Genomic DNA, 16,647 nt, shown 5'->3' on the forward strand with positions numbered 1-16,647 from the left:
AAACCCCTGGCTTGCCGGGGTTTTCGAGGCGGGGCGCGGCTTGTCGGGCTGCAGGCATCCAGTCGTCGGGCAGTGTTGCCTCAGGCCGGGTCGGCGACTGTCTGTTCGCGCGCATAGTGCGACGGCGGCTGCCCGACGTGCCGCGTGAACGCCACGCTGAACGTGCTGGCGGAGCTGTAGCCCACGCGTTGCGCGATCTCGGCGATGCGCCCCTGATTGCGGCGCAGCAGATCCTTGGCCAGCGCCATGCGCCAGGTCAGCAGGTATTCCATCGGCGCGACGCCGACCGCGTGGCTGAAGCGCTCGAAGAACGTCGAGCGCGACATCGCGGCCTGCTTGGCGAGCGCGGCGACGGTCCACGCGTGGGTGGGGCGCTCGTGCATGCCGCGAATCGCAGCGGCCAGCCGGCTGTCGGCGAGGCCGCGCACGAGGCCCGGCGAGGCCTGGGTGCCGGCCGTCGAGCGCAGCGCCTCGATCAGCAGCACCTCCAGCAGCCGCGTCAGCACTTCCTCGCGCGCGGGCCGCTGTTCGCTCCATTCCTCCCGCATCAGATGCACGAGCGTGGCCAGCCGCGCCTCGCCGCGCACATGCACGCGCCTCGGCAGCAGCGACACCAGCAGCGCCGCGTCGGGCGAACCGAAGCTGCAATGGCCGACCACGATGCGCGAATCGATCGGCCGCTCGGCCGCGCCGATCCGGAACTCGCCGGGGCGCAGCGGGGTGGGCATCGAGTTGTCCGCCTCGGGCGGCGGCGCGGTCAGGCTCGACATCCCCACGCCGTAGGCAGCCGGAATCAGCACGAAATCGCCGGTGCGCAGCTCGGTCGGCTCGTGGCCGTCCACCATCAGATGGCAGCCGCCGTCGAGCACCACGCAATAGAACGGCTGGCCCGAATCGGTGCGGCTGACGCGCCACGGGCTCGCGCCGTAGACGAACTTGGAAAAGCGCGCGCTCGGCTGCAACAAGCCCACGACCTCGGCTAAGGGATCGATCATGGCCGGACTCTCGCAAATGAAATTCGGATTGCTGATTGTAGCAAGTACGGCGGCGAGCCCCTATCGTAGAGGCACCTTTTCTTTGTTCGACAGGAGTCATGCATGCAAACCGTATTGATCACCGGCTGTTCGTCGGGCTTCGGCCTCGAAACCGCGCGGCTGTTCCTGGAGCGCGGCTGGCGTGTGGTCGCCACCATGCGCACACCGCGCGAGGACTTGTTGCCGGCTTCCGAGAACCTGCGCGTGCTGGCGCTCGACGTGACCCGCCCGGACAGCATCCGCGCGGCCGTGGAGGCGGCCGGCCCGATCGACGTGCTGGTCAACAACGCCGGTTTCGGCGCGGCCTCGCCGGCCGAACTGGTGCCGCTCGACACGGTGCGCAGCGTGTTCGAGACCAACGCCGTGGGCACCATCGCGCTGACGCAGGCGGTGTTGCCGCAGTTCCGCGCGCGCCGGGCCGGCGTGGTGGTGAACGTCACGTCGAGCGTGACGATCAAGCCGCTGCCGCTGATCAGCGCCTATCGCGCGAGCAAGGCGGCCGTGAACGCGTACACCGAATCGCTGGCGCTCGAAGTCGAGCCGCTCGGCGTGCGTGTGCGGCTGGTGCTGCCGGGGCGCTCGCCCGAAACGCGCTTCGGCGATAACGCGCGCGCGAACATCACCGGCTTCGATCATCCGGCGTATGCCGAGCTGGTGCAGAAGGTGCTGGCCATGATGGCCGACACCTCGGGGCCGCTGACGTATTCGATCGACGTGGCCGAGGCCGTGTGGCGCGCCGCCACCGATCCGGCCACGCCCCTGAAGATTCCGGCCGGCAAGGATGCCGAGGCATGGGCCGCCGAGGTGGCCGCGGCGCGGTGATTCCGGCCCGCTGATTCCGGCGCGGTGATTCCAGCCCGATTAAGGGCAGCGGGATCGGCACGCTGTTTAGCACCCCTGCCGATCCCGCCAAAACCGATATTCAGGAGAACTCATGCACGACCAACGCATTGCACTCGTGACCGGCGCCAATCAGGGCATCGGCCTTCAGATCGCCAAGGACCTGGTGGCGCGTGGCTGTTTCGTGCTGATCGGCTCGCGCCGGCTCGACCGCGGCGAAGCGGCTGCGCAGGAAGTGGGCGAAGGCTCGCGTGCGCTGCAGCTCGACGTGACCGACCAAGCCTCGATCGACGCGGCGGCGCGGCTGATCCGCGAATCGTATGGCCGGCTCGATCTGCTGATCAACAACGCGGCGATCTCCAACACCGGCTTGCGAGCCGGCCAGACCATCGAGGAATACTCGAAAACCACGCGCCCGAGCAACTAGTAACTTCGATTAGTTTCACTTAAACGCCGAAGTTTCACTTAAGGCCGAAAAAAATTCTTATAAAACATGGCTCTGTAGCGGGGGCGTCGCGGGGTGAATATTCCCTTGCTGGGAATTAGCCATCGCGCCTTCGGTCATCTGTTTCCCGAAAATTTCGATTAGTTTCACTTAAGCCGGGCCGCGAGGTCTCATGGCGGCCGCTGGGCTGCTCTTTTCAGTCAGTGTCCCGCTCGTTCGCGGCGGCTCGGAGGCGAGCGGCGAGGTCGTCTTCGTAGCCGATTTGCCCTTCGGAGGGGACAATGATGACGTCGGCGCCGGTGTCGATAACGGACGCGGTTGCCATATCGAGCTCGGAGACTGGCATGGAGTTGTTGGTGGCCGTTGCGAAGCGATGCGCATCCTGGCTGATGGCCGCATTGCGTCGCGCATCGGCAACGGACTTCCCCTTAAGGATGGTTGAGACGGGCAAGCCGCGCTGCCTACGGTTCTCGTCGAGCATCGCCTGCTGTTTGGCTGTTACCTGTTTCTGGGGGCGAGGCGTGGCGAGATTGCTCCGGCTGATTGCTGCGGGAATCATTGAGTCGTCTTCTTGGGCGTCGTCGTCTTTATTCCAATCCTCCCAGGTTTTCCATGTGCGAGTACCTACGCGCAGGGCGTCGCGCGGGGTCAAGGCCAAGTCGCCATGGATGTTGGTGCCGGGGATGCGCCATTTAATTTTTGTGGCGTGACATCCGACTCGCTTGACCTCAATCTGCATTCCTGCTCTGGGGTTCGCGTGTCTCCTGCGGTGTTGGTTGTACTGCATGGTGAGTTCAGTGGACCACCATGAGAGGTTGTAGCGCCGCACTTTGCCTCTGAAGACGGATGCGGGCTTCCAGGGGATGAAGCGCTCCCAGGCTTCTTCTTCGGTGAGTTCGACATATTGGTCTGCTCGGCGACGGCGCTGATACCAACGCCACATTGATATCGGGTGGATTGAGGCAGAGTCGTTGCCTTCTCGCATTGCTGCGGTCCGAAGATGGCGTTTATTCGAGAACCGGTTGATGTGTTGGATTGCCATCAGGAGGAAGGTCTCGAATTGCTCGACGGTGATGGGGTCGTCCTTGCGCTTGATTTTGCGAAGTTCTTGAGAGAATGCGTCGTGCCGGCGGGTGTACGCCCCGACTAATTCCAGCATCAACAGCATCATCATGTTGTTGAGACTTTCCCCGACCGCCTTGAGGTCGCCTCGTCGTGGCGGCGCGAAATACTTGATGAGCCTCATCTCGTCACAGGCGATAGCGACGTCCTCCGCTTTGCCTGCACCGTTGTCAACGAATATGCCGTCGATAGAGCCATGGGCGAAGCCTCGCATATCGGTGAGGCCAAGCTCTTTGGCGCGCTTCTTCTTGTCGACGTAGATGTTGGCGATACAACGGCGGAACGATTCGCTGCGTTCGTGCTTCAGAGCGATTTCATAGCCAACAACTGCACCGGTTCTACGAGAGACGGCGAAGATGACAGTGATGGGAATTTTTACAATCTTCCCGTCGATTTCTGCCGCGACGGGCATCTTGCAGGTGAACCCGTCAACATCAACAATCTCGAGAGCGTTGTCGAAAGTCATGTGGCTCGAGTCACCTGTTCGTGCATCCTCATGCTGCCTTTGCAGTACCGGACCGAGTCGCTTTGATTTGGCGTCAGTCTTCTCGAGGATGTACTCCCTGACATGGTGATAGAACCTGTTTAGCCCGGGGACGAGCCGCTTCGCGTACTTCGCATAGTGCTTTTTTACCATATGTGCGTATGTCGCCGCGAGCGAGAGCTTGCCATCGATATGGAATTCGATGACTGCGGAGATGAACTTCCGAATGTCGAGGGGGCGGCATGGGCCGACGCGCTCGGTTGGTTCACTGCCGAAAGCTACCGCGCATGCTTTCTCGTAAGCTTCTTTGTCGGACTTTGCTCCAGGCCTTTGTTTGTTTATGCCGACACGACTCACATTCGGAGCGCCTTGTTGAGCAGTACGTTTTGCGAGTGCACGTGGGCTGCCACCGTATGCGCAGTACCGATGGAAAAGATGCAAGACAGTGGTCTGGAAGCCGGCCTGCTGGCCCATGCTCTCGTACACGTACCTGAGTGCGGCAGCTCGTTCGGCGGGGTCGGTCAAGACAAGCGGATTGAAGAGCTGCAGCGTTTTTGTCTCGTGCTCTAGGTCAACGTAGCAGTACGCTTTGACGATGGCGCGCCTACGGTCCATGCCATTAGTGCTTGAGTTGGAAATGGGTTGCGTCGTGTCACGTATCTCAGGCGGAGTGAAACTGTCCGTGGCCAGCACGTATGCGTCATCCAATGGCTTGTCGGGTGCATCGACGTGCCATCGTTCCCAGTGCCCTGTGCCAAGCGGGGTGTTCCCGTCAGCGACCAGACGGAGCACGTACAGCAACCTACTTTCTTTGTCCCACGTCACGGCTCGATAGCAGCATTGCTTCTCGTCCCGTGCACGTGCGAATAGCTTGAATCGAGTCATCGCGAGGGGCCAGGTACCTTGGCTAGTGTAGGCGAGATACCTTTCGATGGCCGCAGTATCTGTGATGAGGCGAGGCGGCGGAGGTTTGGCGAATTCTTTGCTCATTTGATTCTCCAAGTTGAGCGTGGTCGCAGGGCGCGTGGTCGGCGACTTAGACGGTCGGAAGGAAAGGAATCGGGAGATGTTTGTCGAGGGGCTTGGTGTGGTCGAGCGTCACGAATCCGTAGGCCACGCACGAGGCGAACAGACGGTATGCCTCATGGAGGCTAATGTTCAAGCTACGGGCTCGGCGCTTCAGCGTCTCATCGAGGGAACCTGCCACGCTGTGTGTGCGAAACTGGCTGGCGAGTACCGACGACGCGTCGTAGAGATGGCGAATCTTCGACGTCCTGGTGAGCGACCACAGGAAGGCATAGTTCACGACCTCTTGCCGTGGAATGGAATCTGAGCGAAGCCGCTCCCACGTCCACGAGGATTGGTCTGCGACTCTGCGCTCCTTGAGCTGGCGCCTCGTATCCGCCTCCAGTTTCTTTCCCGTCGGCTCGAACGAAGCATGCTTGACGTTCACCATGTGAAAGTGAATGTCCAAGCTACCGGGTATCAGGTGCGTGACCAGGAGGTCAATCGTTGTCAGCTTAGAGCGCGGCAAGCGTTTTCCTTGCTCGGCGGCGCGCTGATACGCGGCGTCGTTCACGACAGGATATTGTTCCCGGAAGCCGAGCACGTATGGATTGAACATCAGCGACAGTTGGATAACGAACTCACCCATCGAGAGCGCTTCGAACACACGTTCGTCTGTGATGCTCGGTAGCGTTCCGCGCGTCGCAAACGATGAGGTACGAGCTTCAAGAATTGACGTGTACGCGCTGTCCATCGGCCACCCGTAGACGTCATGTTTGGGTATTGAGAGGGCCGAAGGACGTACGAACGGTCGCGACAGCTCAAGGATGCGAAAATCCGTTCGCTGGATAAGTGCTTCGTCTTCCGGCGTCAGCGTAGAGACCTTCTCCACGGGAGGGGTCGGTGCGATAGTGACGGCCTCCTTGATGTAAGGCTGACGTTTGTAGCCAGAGTTGCGGGGCTTCCTGCTTTGAGTTGAGGAACTGGTCGGCTCGACCGTCGACTCGTTGAGAAGCGCCTTCGGCATCTTTGTCACCATCACGACTTCTCGAGGACGAGTGCGTTCGTCTCTGCCGGCGCGCCGTCGCTAGAAACCAACTCCATGAGCGGAATGGCGGACGGATTTGCCAGCGGAACATGGCCGCTCTTCGCGCGAGCGTTACGGGGCGCCGCCGTTCCTTTCAGGCCTGTTCGTTGGCGCCATTCCGATAGGCTCTCAACGTGGTTGTCGAGAGCCTCTTGAGTACGCGTGAGACGAGGCTTTAGCCGCTGGTGCCGGTAGTAGCCACTGCCATCAAGAAGGCGACGTTTTGTGAGTTGAGGTTGCGAAGAATCGAGTTGAAGGCGCTTAGCGGCATCAATGACATGACACGAAATGCGCCGGTCAATTTCTGCTAGATTCTTTGGCGCGTCCTGGCCAAGTGGCACATCTACGCCAGCTTCTCGAAGAACGATTTTGTTAAGTACGTGGGTGGCATGCGAACCGGCCATGAGCATAAGCGCGGTGTGATTGAGGTGGGGGTGGGCATTCTGAGCCTCGATGTATCCCTGGATGTACTTCTTCTCCAGCCGAGCGCGATTTCGTGCATCGTAGCGGTTACGCGTCCTCGTTGACCGACTCTTGCCTCCATCTTCGCGATGGAGCATAGCAACGGTGGGGTCATGCTTATCGATTGCATTCACGGCTGATTCGACAGCATTCCAGTTATCGAACATCGCTAGGAGGAGGGCGGAGCTCTGCAGCGGATTCGGGTAGACAATCTTTCCGGCAAGGTGCTTCGCGGATGCGCCGGACTCGGACACTACGCCCACTCGCTCGAGTAGTGGCCGCATGGGATGAGCTGCAAAGAACTCTCGGATGCTTTGTGCTCGACTCGTTTCGGCTTTGATTAGGCCAAGTTCGACGCTGCGAGTCTTCAATACCTTCGCGATAGCTTCGCGGTCCAAGGCCTGCATGTACTTGGAATCCAGAAGAAGCGTTGAGACCCGGTGCAGCTCTATCTCGTGCTCTTGCTGTGCCGTAGACATTTCATGAACTTGGGCAAGCGGTCTCAATCCACATCCGCAATGGCTCCCCGGCCAGGCCAAGAGATTGTGGTTCTTGTGAGTAGAGCAATTTGGGCATCCCGCCTCGAGAGGGCGCTTGTGCTTAGAACAAAACAGCAAGCCAGGGACCATGTTGGCCCTATTCCAGAAGGGCGTTTGACAGACGGCGATGTCGGATTGAGCACACTCCGGGCACATGGACTGTATAACTTGGAATCTGCCGCCGTTGCGTCCATTCATTCCGAGCGGAGCCATGATTCCTTCGACTGCGCGGTGCCGGTGGTGCTTGATAATTGCTTCGGCTTGCTCAGAAGTTGATGTTCTGAGCTGAAGTGGCAGAAAGGTGTTGTGGTCCACAAGGTCATCGAACGTTCCGATGACGTCACGGAAGGGCTCGATGACTCGCTCAAGGCCACTCGGGGCAAACCAAGATGCCGTGAGAATGCGATGGGTGGCGACAGCGCTGGTACGAGAAAAATATTTGGCGAGCAGCTCTCCCTTTTCAATCGGTAGGGTTACAGTTGGCAGGTAAAAATTGGTCATGACCAGTTCGGTGCCTTTAGGTGCGGCGCAGATACTTGCGCAGGGTAGATTTCATGAGTCCCGCATGGCGCGAGACGGCATATTCCGATGCGCCGTCGTCGGGGGGCGCCGAGTCGCTTTCAAGGTGTCCGGCTCGACGGGCGACGAAGATGTGCTTCGAGCCAGGAACTTGAGCATCGGCACCAACCCCGCCGAACTCCTTTGCGAGCCGCTCGAATGCGGATGCGCGCATCCCATAGGCAAGGCGAATCTGGTAGACGGACGGCAAGGGTTGGCGACCGCGAAACGAGCAGCGAAGGTCCTCTGTGACCGCAGCGACAGCTTGCTTTACCGCTTTGGGTGCGGGCTTCGCTTTCGGGGGGCCATGGAGTCGGAAGCCAACGGTCTTTGGCGCCTGATGCTCAGTGAGCCATTTGTAGTCATTGCGACGCAACCATGACCACTGGGCTGATGCTTGCATACGCATCTCAGTGCGGGTCATCTCTGGATGCTCGTGAGAGAACTGCAACCAAGCGGCGCGATGAGCTTCGATTTCGGATTGCTCCTTGGGAGCAACGGTGGCCGACCTTGCTCTTGATGTGCGAAGAGGAAGGGCGTCGGCTTCGGAGCCGAACACGAACAGCAATGTGACCAAAGTGGGGTGCACCGGTCGACCATGCGTTCCGCTGCGGATACCTGCCAGCAGGTAGTTGCCAGCCTGCGTGATATGTGAGAGGCGCGGGTCTTCGAACCCGAGCTGGAAGAAGCTCTGGAAATCGCGCTGGAGACTCGACAGCTGCCACTTTCCGGATTCGCTGATGTAGCGACGCTCTTTGAGAAGCTGCGTGACCTCATCCCAGACCTCAAGGTGCTCTGGCGCGCGTTGTGCCAGTGCGGCCGCCGCGACCATGTATGACCTTGAGTTCTTGTATGCGGCTCCGGAATCAGGCTTGATGAGAAGGGCTTCGAGCCGGCTGGCGCTTTCCAGGCTTACGAGCGGCGCATCGTGATGCCTGCATCTTGAGACGTAGCCGATGCAGTGTGCGAGGTGGTTGACTTCGCGACCGAAGTTGATTTTGTCGAGAGCGGCGCAATCGGGGCAATGAAGTTCGGTCCTGTTGCCGCATTGGCACAGCGAGTCGAATCGAGGGCACTGAGTCCACGAGCGTCCTTCGACAAGCGATTGCATGAACTCCTCGCGCTCGACCGCGGTCATGCCGATTGCGTTCCAGCGGGCGAGGCTGTGGTTGGTCAAGACGTCGCTGGGCGCGCCGTATGCGTTCTCAGTGATGGCACAGAAACGCGCTGCGCGGCAAGGCAGCGAGCCTGCAATAGGGCCGCCCCTCTGTGCGAACCTGACGTATGTGCTTCTTGCGTCGGCAATATCGGTGGTCTGGGAGACCATCTTCAATATCGAGCAGGCGCTCTCGTCGTCTGCGGCGGCAAAGAACGTATGGGCGCTCATTTCGGGGCGCCGGTGTTCGTGTCGTACTTGCTCGCGGCCTCTGTCGCAGGGACTTCGAAATTTCCTTCGATGATGGCCGGCGCAGGTTTGATTTCCCTCTTCTGGGTGTAGTCGTCTTCGTCTTCGAGCTTCGAGCGTGCCTCGATGGCAATCTCGAGCGGAAGTCCGTCGGCAAGTTGCTTCAGCCGATAGAGTGTGAAGCTCTTCCCAGCTTTTGCCGCCTGATTCGAATCAAGCGTGGACTTATGCAACACCAGCGCGCGGGCCGCGTGAGCCTCGAGGATTTTCGGAGAAAGCCGGACTTCGCCACCGGCCTCCCAGACCGACGCGACGTATGCTCCCAACGCCACCGCATACTCGATGTTGCCTTGCGTCAGCGATGTGAGCGCCGGATGGAACCATTCCGGCGCTTCCGTTCCGGCCCGGCGGAAGTATTTGAGCCAGATGAGTGTGGATGCATTGATGGACTCCCGGGAGCCAGGCGCCACCGGCTGGATGATGTAGCTGCCTCGGGACGTCAGCGCGGCAACACCATCGCCGTGCGTGACCATATTTACAGCAGCACCTGGCGCTCCGACGATGACGATAGGGATGCCGGTCGATGCCGCCACTTGCGCCAACATCGACCACATTTCGCCTGCTTTTTCTGGCGCGGATATGCGCCCGCTAACCGGCCCAATGATGAGTAAGCCAACGTTGAGCGAGAGCAGTAGCGACTGCACCGTGGTCGTAACCTCATCGTCGCTAAACGATAACCTTCCAATACGTGTCTCGAAGATAGGGTTGATTTGCTTTACGAGCGCACGGGCAAAGGTCACTGGCCGACCATTCGGAGGAAACTGAGCAACGATGGTGTCCATACGGGCAAAGCGCATCCCTTGCTGGCGCCCCTGAAGCGGAACCTCATAGATGCCATGACCAGCGTTGAAGACTCGGTCAAGTGCGTGCACCAGTGCATGCTGGCCGGCACCGTCAGGCACCACTGCAAAGTGCACCTTTGCAGCTACGTTCGATAACGTTGCAGCCGTCCTTGATGTAGGGTGATTGCGCGCATCTCTCCGATGGTTGACGAATCGATGGGCTTGGATAATCTTGGCTTGGAATGCCGAATCGGCGAGATTGCGCTCTTGCGCGCTTGCTCGGACCGCACGAGCCACGGCGAGTACCAGGCGCGTGTGCGAGCTGGTCGGAAGCAGGATTCGGTCGTCCGCAGATATGTCATTGCCCGGCCCCAAGTCTGGGAGCCATTCCATTGCCATTGCGGCTTGTTTGGGATTTGCAAATTTCGGAGCGTTGGCCAGCGCGGGGTTCTCGCCAGGAGCAGCGTAGTAGGCTCGAATTTGAACCGGAGCTTCGTCGGACACCTCGGTCGGGATGATTTGCGTGCTCATGCAGGTTCCCCGTGCATGTGCTCACACACAATCTGCAGCCAACTGACTGCTGGCCGGAGAGCGACCCGTCTCATATTCATGAGAGCAGCAGGCTTCGCGCCGGATGGGCGGAAAACTGCCTCCATGGGCCTCATCGGCAGGTTTGGTCCGAGCGCCCGGACGTCATGAGCGTCGTTGGTACGCGGGAGCGCACAATCGTCTGAAAAAGCGATGCGAGCGCCTTTTACGACGCTGTTGCCACGGAGCGTGGTCATAGGTTCTCACCAAATCAAGGGGCGAGTGTTCCCGCCCCTTGTGCCGGCTGAATTGCAGGCAGGGGTTGACGGAGCTACCCCGATGTGAGACCCTTCGCGCGTATGTAGTATACGGAGGGCCCTTCTCGGGTTCGCCACTAGACGGAGCTTTGGGACTGCCATCCCTCTGCTCCGTTTTTCATTTGTAAGCTTCGTTCCGCGCTACGACCTCCTTGCTTGCGACCTTCTTGGCGCTCAGTTGGAACCCGTACAGGAAAACGGGTCATTCCCTGATATCTGTGCAGTTTCGTGTGCCGTCAAACTGCTAGCTGGCGGCACTTGACAAAAGTGGCATTTTCATGATACGATTCTGATATTACAAGTGATATTCTATATTGAGTTATTACGCACAGCAACTTTTGTGCGTGTTTCCGCTCGTCTGTACATTCTTGTTCTCCTCTCTCGTGGTCTTGTAGGTCATCTCCACTGTGACCATGTCTGCCGTCGCGTGCTCTGTTGGGCAAACTACGGTGGCGATATCTGCCCTCTCCAGAGCAACGCAACAACCCTGGCATTCGACTGCACAGTACAATCCTGTGATGGCGCCCCTTCTTCCCATGTTCTCGGGTAGAGCAGACCTCGCGATTTCTGTAAGCGTTTTGGTTGCTTTTACTTCGCTTTAGTGTAGTTCGTTGTTGCGCTTATGCAAGGAGCTATGTGAGCCAGTTCGACACATCGTGGGCGGACATGTCGGCGCGCGTGATAAGGGTCATCCTCGCTCGCAAGGGCATGGGGTACGCAGAACTCGCGACCGCATTGGAATCTGTGGGCGTTGAGGAAAACGAAAAATCGCTCGCCCTTCGCGTGATGCGTGGTCGCGTGAAGTTTCCGATGCTGCTTCAAATTTTGCATGTTACGAACTCCTTAGCACCCCGTGCCTGGCTAGACGCAATGTCGCTCGATACAAGCTGGGAGGGCCGTGCCATGGGGGTTCTTGAGGTCGAGCGGGCTCGTCATCCTGCTGTTTCTAACGACTACCTAGCTCAGCGGATGGTCCAGCTCGGCTCGACACTGAGCGAGAAAACGCTCGCTTCCCACCTCGACCAGGGGACTGTCTCGCTCCCCGAATTTCTCCAATTTATCGTCGCCCTCGGCAGTTCCAGTCTCGACCTCTACGTCGACTATGACGACCTCGCTGCTGTCGCTCGCGCGGCGGTCGCTGAACGCTCGTTGTGAGCCGCCTTCAACTATCTTCTTGCCATTTCGATTGACTTTCCTAAACTTGAAATCGGAAGTATTTGAATCCGAAATTTAGGGTTGAAGTGCGCGGCAAGGTCGTCCTGTTACCAGCTCGACAAGCGCCTTCATCGGACTGAAGGTTTGTGGAGGCGGCCATGCCGATATGGTTGATGGATACGGTTGAACAGCAGCCGAGCGTGATGCTCGCATTGTGGAAAATTCTCAGAGTTGATGCCGGCACCCAGCATTTTGTTGGTGCGGATACCCGCGATTACACGGGACGGGTCAGCACCGCCATCGTGAGGTTCGACGCCGCGGCAATGGTCGGAGAAACGAGCTCGGGCCGTGTCTACAGTTTGGTCGGAGCGCCAGGTGACTCTGAGCAGGCAGACTATGTCTGGGACACGTGGTGCGTGCAGAACGGCATTCGCGCTTTTGAAGATGTGACGGAACATATGCTCACCGCGAGCCGAACCAGTAAAAGGCTTTGACGTCGGACGATTCGGCTGTTTCGCGACGAAAACAGTTTGGATTGCTGATTGATAGAAGGTGAGGGCCACCGATGGTGATATCGCAGTGGTCCTGTGGTCTACCGAGGTTATCGTCGAGCGCTGACCTACGTTGAGCGTTGGAGCAAGGTCACATCTGGAGGCATCGATGAGCAACCAGGACGAGGTTCCGGACAGCTTCCCTCGCAAGTTGGCGCCGGGCAGCGTACCCGGCGTGCAGCCGAAAATGCTGCTGCGCCAGGTCGGGGAGCGATATTCCAATGAGCTCGACAATGAGGATGTCTTGGCCCGATATCGCGGCTGCGAAGACCTGGCTTGCCAGCTTCGTGATTACGTACTGCGGAAAGTTACGGCGTCCGGTTTCTCGCTGGCCGATGCTCTAGCTCGCGCAGAGAAGGGGGTGAGGCAAAAAGTGGACTCCGGTCAGTGGGACTTTTCATCAGATGAAGTCGCGTGGGTCGCGGCGCGCACCCACGTCCTGGTTGCGGAGAAAAGCAACGACCGAGAGGGCGATGGAGAGCATGGAACGGAGGCGAGTGATTCCGCATGACCGGCATACCGAAGCATCCTCAAATCGAATTCGACAACCTGACGCCCACGCTGTTTGTCGACTACGACCACACGCTGCATCGGGGGCAGGGGTACGTCGATACCTCAAGTGGCGAAATCTCTCTCGATACAGGGAACGAGCCGTTCGAATTCGCGCCTATCCTCGAGCAACTGCTGGCGCCGTATCCTCGCGTGGAGATTGTGCTCACCACATCCTGGCTTACCAGCATTCCTCTCGAGCGGGCCGCGGCGTACATGCCGGCTTCGCTCGCGGCGCGCGTCGTTGGCTCGACACACGGCTACAAGGTTCCGTTCGGTTACATCCAGAACGGCTCAGCGAGGACTTACGTGATTCGCTCGTACGTCCTCGAGCGGCGCCTCCGTGACTGGCTCGCCATCGATGACGCAGTCTACGGTGCAACGAATCTGACTTCAGACGTCCTGCCGATTGAGCCTCACCTCGTTCTACTCGATGCTCAGCAAGGTCTCGGGGATGCGGCCGCTCAACAGCGTGTCCAGGATTGGCTGCGCGGTCTCGACGGCTCGGTGGCTTGAGTGTCCGCGGACTGGGCATTGCCACGGCCGCAGGGCTTCAAATCGCGGGGCAATGACCTCGTCCATGCGCCAACCTTGGTTGCGCCCTGAGGGGGAGCAGACAGATAAGCCCTCTCGAGCGACGAGCAAATCGCCCTACGGGGGCTGAGCAACGCGGCTTACCGCGGACCAAGCATTATGGTGTGGGCCGTTCTGGATGCGAGTCTGTCCAGAGGACTGGCGCAGAGCACTGGCTCAATCATCGTCGGTCGATGCGTTGTAGGCTCGCTGAGCTGATTCGCACGCTGCCTGATATTGCAGTGCCGACTTCCTGTCCACAAACAGTTCGTTGCCAGGTCGAAGGTGGCGTTTCAACGTTCCCTGCTCGAGCAGCTTCATCACATGCGGCCGAGACACGAATAGCAGAGTCGCGGCTTCGGCGACGGTCATGAACTCGTTGTCATCTGACGACGATGGAGCTTCGTCTGCACTGGTCATCTTTGCTCTCCCGCGGCAACCGACGCTTGAGTGTAGACCTATGGCCGGAGAGCGGGGCGGAGACGCGTTGACGAGAGCGGGCTGCCGTTCTGTCTGGCCAGGCGCCCCTAGCGCGGCGCTGAGCCGGCGAGCTCGGTCTGGCGCGTGATTCCCGTCAGGGGCAGCCTTGTTGGAGCGAAGTAGGCGTCCTGAGGCGGGGAGATTATGCCCGCGAACGCGGTCACCTCGAAGTCAAGGTAGCATCATCGTCTCTGTCCATCCTTGAGACTGTGTGTGATGACCGACCAGCCTACTGTCACCTTCCAACATGACCGACCACAGGTGGAAGTCGACCTATATGGGCGCAAGAATTTTGCGGAGCAACTGAGCGTTTTGTTGACACTGCCGCCGTCGAGCCCCGGCATCGTTGTCGGCATTGAGGGGGCATGGGGTTCCGGCAAGTCGACTGTTGTCAGGTACATCGTTGACGCCCTCAAAGGGAGCCCTAACGAGGCGCCGATTATCGTCGAATTCAATCCGTGGATGCTTGCGGGGGCGGACGCTCTCGTAGAGGCGTTGTTGACGGAGCTCGCTACTGGTATCGGGGCTGGCGCGGGAAAGAAGAAGGCGAAAACGGCGCTGGAGGTGACAGGGAAAATCTTGGGATACGTTGGCTTACTACGCCATCTGAAGTACCTCAAATACGTTCCTGGTATCAGTTTGGCGGGCGTCGCTGCGGAGGCTGTTGGAACCGCTTTACACGACGCCGGGAAAGTAGCAAGTAAGGCTGCGACAGCGGCCGACGATGCGAAGAAGGTTATTGAGGAGGCCGAAAAGTTAGTATCAGTCAAATCCGGGCTGACGGAGCGAAAGCAGGAGGTTGTGAAGGCGTTAGAGGACCTTGACCAAAGCATCTTGGTGGTCGTCGACGACCTCGATAGATTGACACCGGACGAGATAAAGGCCGTGTTTCGTACCATCAAGGCGGTCGCTGACTTTCCCAGAGTGGCATATCTGCTCGCTTACGACCGAGAAATCGTCAGTGAGAGCTTGGGTGGTGGGCTGATTGCTGGTGGTGATGCCTACATTGAGAAAATCGTACAAGTTGCGTATCCCATCTCTCCCGCCTTTCCATGGCAGCTTCTTGAGCACATCAAGAATGATGTAGATGCTGTTTTGCTGCGGCTAGGACGTGACCTGGAGCCGTTCGAGACAGAGCTGATGGGGCGAGCGCGGGGACTGGCTTGCAATCTATGTCGCTATCCGCGGGATATCATCAGGTTGGTGAATCGGCTCACACTTAGCTTTGCCGGCACTCACCATGAGGTCAACGCCGCAGATGTGCTTGTTGCAGAAGCTTTGTTTCAAAGGTTTCCGAAAATTCGCGATGCTGTATTACGGCATCCTGAGCAATTTACTGGAACGTACTGGTCAGTCGAAGACGAGTCCATCGATACGGACTGGTCTATGTTTATGTCAGTCACGAGGGATGAGCGCAGGGTCGCTTGGGAGGCCTGCCTCCCTGAAGAAAAAGCCGAACGCGCGATTGCGTCTGCAGCGCTGAAATTCCTCTTTCCTCTCACTTCCGGGGTAAATCCGAATTCGTACCCGCTAAATCATCTGAGGTTGTCGGACCTCTCGCGCCTAATCCGATTCCTCGCTCGCACATCCGTTTCAGGTGTACATGAGGTTGCGCACATTCATGCACTGCTTGCCAATCCAGCGGGAGTCGCAGACCTCGTAAATAGCCTTGAACTTTCGAAGGCTGTTGAGATGGTAGAGCATATGGTCGCATACCTTGAGACAGCTCCCTCTGTCGCTGCCGAAGAGCTTATCAAGCAGCTTATCAATGTCTGTAGTTTAGAAAAACTCCCGGCCGATGGGAATCGAAAATTTAGTCGAGCGGTCGGCCTTCTTGCGGCCAACTGCATATCAGGTTATTGGTTGGAGCCACGTCACCGGGTCGAAAATTTTGTCGAAGAAGTCCCTGTGACCTATGGCGTAGATTTCATTGTTGCAATTGGCGCATATCACGGCGAAATAAGAGAATTATCTCAGCGCAATATCGACGATGCAAAGAATCTAATTTCAAACAAGAGTGTGGTGGTTGGTGCAATCGATTTGTGGTTGAGTAAGGCAAAAAGGGAGATAAGGTCGGGTGCCGTAGTGAAAAGTGGTCATATCTTCGCGCTCCTTTACGGAATATCCCATTTTGGCAAGAATTCGAAAATTAGCGATGCGGCGGAGTCACTTCGAACCCTTTGCAATAGTGTGCTTGGAGGCCTTGCATTCTTTTTGGAGTCAGCGAATAGGCTCAAAGAGCTCCAGTCAGAAGTTTTCTATGTGTACGTGTGGGATGCGGATGAGATGGCGGACAGCGTGGCTGAGGCAAATATGTCTGAATCATTTGATTGGTATGTTAATCAATTGAGAACGAATGTGCAGATAAGAGGCTATATTTCAAAAATGAATCCCAAAGAGGTATAATTTTTTGAGATGTGCAAGACTGCATTGATAATGCTAAAAACGGATGCGTGAATTTTTTGTAGACCTTTTAGGTTCCTGGCTCATAACTGTGCAGAACGACGGGGATACATGCTGCTACGTGCAATTTCTCGAAGCTATCGAGTTTCGACGTGTTCCGATACGGGCGTTGAGGTATTCCAATGTCAAACAAAGCGACTGCAGAGTTGATTGAGGCTGGATACAGGGTAGGGCAGGAGGTGCTTGCCGGGCGGATGGCAAGGTCGGA

The 16,647-nt window shown here is 58.3% G+C and carries 14 protein-coding genes; 7 read left to right on the forward strand and 7 right to left on the reverse strand.

The window, feature by feature from the left end; genetic code table 11:
* Nucleotides 1-80 precede the first annotated feature (80 nt).
* Nucleotides 81-995 carry an AraC family transcriptional regulator gene (locus tag AB4851_RS08230; RefSeq protein ID WP_414446764.1) on the reverse strand — a complete coding sequence of 305 codons (915 nt, stop codon included), beginning with the start codon at nucleotides 993-995 and terminating at the stop codon, nucleotides 81-83.
* Nucleotides 996-1,097: 102 nt separating this feature from the next.
* Between AB4851_RS08230 and AB4851_RS08235 the strand changes: the two genes are divergently transcribed.
* The gene (locus AB4851_RS08235) at nucleotides 1,098-1,856 is read left to right on the forward strand and encodes an SDR family oxidoreductase (protein WP_414446765.1); all 759 of its coding nucleotides are present in this window, start codon (nucleotides 1,098-1,100) and stop codon (nucleotides 1,854-1,856) included.
* Nucleotides 1,857-1,968: 112 nt separating this feature from the next.
* Nucleotides 1,969-2,301, forward strand: a complete 333-nt coding sequence (locus AB4851_RS08240) for an SDR family NAD(P)-dependent oxidoreductase (protein WP_414446766.1) — start codon at nucleotides 1,969-1,971, stop codon at nucleotides 2,299-2,301.
* A 214-nt stretch (nucleotides 2,302-2,515) separates the two neighbouring features.
* Here AB4851_RS08240 and AB4851_RS08245 read toward each other — a convergent pair whose 3' ends face one another.
* The 5 genes from AB4851_RS08245 to AB4851_RS08265 are packed head-to-tail and all read right to left on the reverse strand — an operon-like array spanning nucleotide 2,516 to nucleotide 10,354.
* The gene (locus AB4851_RS08245) at nucleotides 2,516-4,915 is read right to left on the reverse strand and encodes a hypothetical protein (protein WP_414446767.1); all 2,400 of its coding nucleotides are present in this window, start codon (nucleotides 4,913-4,915) and stop codon (nucleotides 2,516-2,518) included.
* A gap of 46 nt (nucleotides 4,916-4,961) precedes the next feature.
* The gene (locus AB4851_RS08250) at nucleotides 4,962-5,969 is read right to left on the reverse strand and encodes a hypothetical protein (RefSeq protein ID WP_414446768.1); all 1,008 of its coding nucleotides are present in this window, start codon (nucleotides 5,967-5,969) and stop codon (nucleotides 4,962-4,964) included.
* A complete protein-coding gene (locus tag AB4851_RS08255) occupies nucleotides 5,969-7,519 on the reverse strand; it encodes a hypothetical protein (RefSeq protein ID WP_414446769.1) in 1,551 nt (516 codons plus the stop codon). Before AB4851_RS08255 ends, AB4851_RS08250 begins: the two co-directional genes overlap by 1 nt.
* A 16-nt stretch (nucleotides 7,520-7,535) precedes the next feature.
* Nucleotides 7,536-8,963: a TnsD family Tn7-like transposition protein gene (locus tag AB4851_RS08260; protein WP_414446770.1), complete on the reverse strand. Its 1,428-nt coding sequence runs from the start codon at nucleotides 8,961-8,963 to the stop codon at nucleotides 7,536-7,538.
* A complete protein-coding gene (locus AB4851_RS08265; protein WP_414446771.1) occupies nucleotides 8,960-10,354 on the reverse strand; it encodes a hypothetical protein in 1,395 nt (464 codons plus the stop codon). Before AB4851_RS08265 ends, AB4851_RS08260 begins: the two co-directional genes overlap by 4 nt.
* Nucleotides 10,355-11,304: 950 nt before the next feature.
* On the opposite strand from AB4851_RS08265, the gene AB4851_RS08270 reads away from it, so the two are divergent.
* From AB4851_RS08270 to AB4851_RS08285, 4 genes are all read left to right on the forward strand, one after another.
* Nucleotides 11,305-11,823, forward strand: coding sequence for a DUF6471 domain-containing protein (locus AB4851_RS08270; protein ID WP_414446772.1), 519 nt, complete (start codon nucleotides 11,305-11,307; stop codon nucleotides 11,821-11,823).
* Nucleotides 11,824-11,996: 173 nt separating this feature from the next.
* Nucleotides 11,997-12,317: a hypothetical protein gene (locus AB4851_RS08275; RefSeq protein WP_414446773.1), complete on the forward strand. Its 321-nt coding sequence runs from the start codon at nucleotides 11,997-11,999 to the stop codon at nucleotides 12,315-12,317.
* Between the two features lie 166 nt (nucleotides 12,318-12,483).
* Entirely contained in the window at nucleotides 12,484-12,885 is a 402-nt protein-coding gene (locus AB4851_RS08280; protein WP_414446774.1) for a hypothetical protein, read from the forward strand.
* On the forward strand, nucleotides 12,882-13,439 hold the full coding sequence (locus AB4851_RS08285; protein ID WP_414446775.1) for an HAD domain-containing protein: 558 nt from the start codon (nucleotides 12,882-12,884) through the stop codon (nucleotides 13,437-13,439). Before AB4851_RS08280 ends, AB4851_RS08285 begins: the two co-directional genes overlap by 4 nt.
* Nucleotides 13,440-13,673: 234 nt before the next feature.
* Here AB4851_RS08285 and AB4851_RS08290 read toward each other — a convergent pair whose 3' ends face one another.
* Nucleotides 13,674-13,916: an excisionase family DNA-binding protein gene (locus tag AB4851_RS08290; RefSeq protein ID WP_414446776.1), complete on the reverse strand. Its 243-nt coding sequence runs from the start codon at nucleotides 13,914-13,916 to the stop codon at nucleotides 13,674-13,676.
* A gap of 276 nt (nucleotides 13,917-14,192) precedes the next feature.
* Between AB4851_RS08290 and AB4851_RS08295 the strand changes: the two genes are divergently transcribed.
* Nucleotides 14,193-16,382, forward strand: coding sequence for a P-loop NTPase fold protein (locus AB4851_RS08295; RefSeq protein ID WP_414446777.1), 2,190 nt, complete (start codon nucleotides 14,193-14,195; stop codon nucleotides 16,380-16,382).
* The last annotated feature ends 265 nt before the right edge of the window (nucleotides 16,383-16,647 follow it).

This window comes from Burkholderia sp. 22PA0099, assembly GCF_047497165.1.
Classification (GTDB): Bacteria; Pseudomonadota; Gammaproteobacteria; order Burkholderiales; family Burkholderiaceae; genus Burkholderia.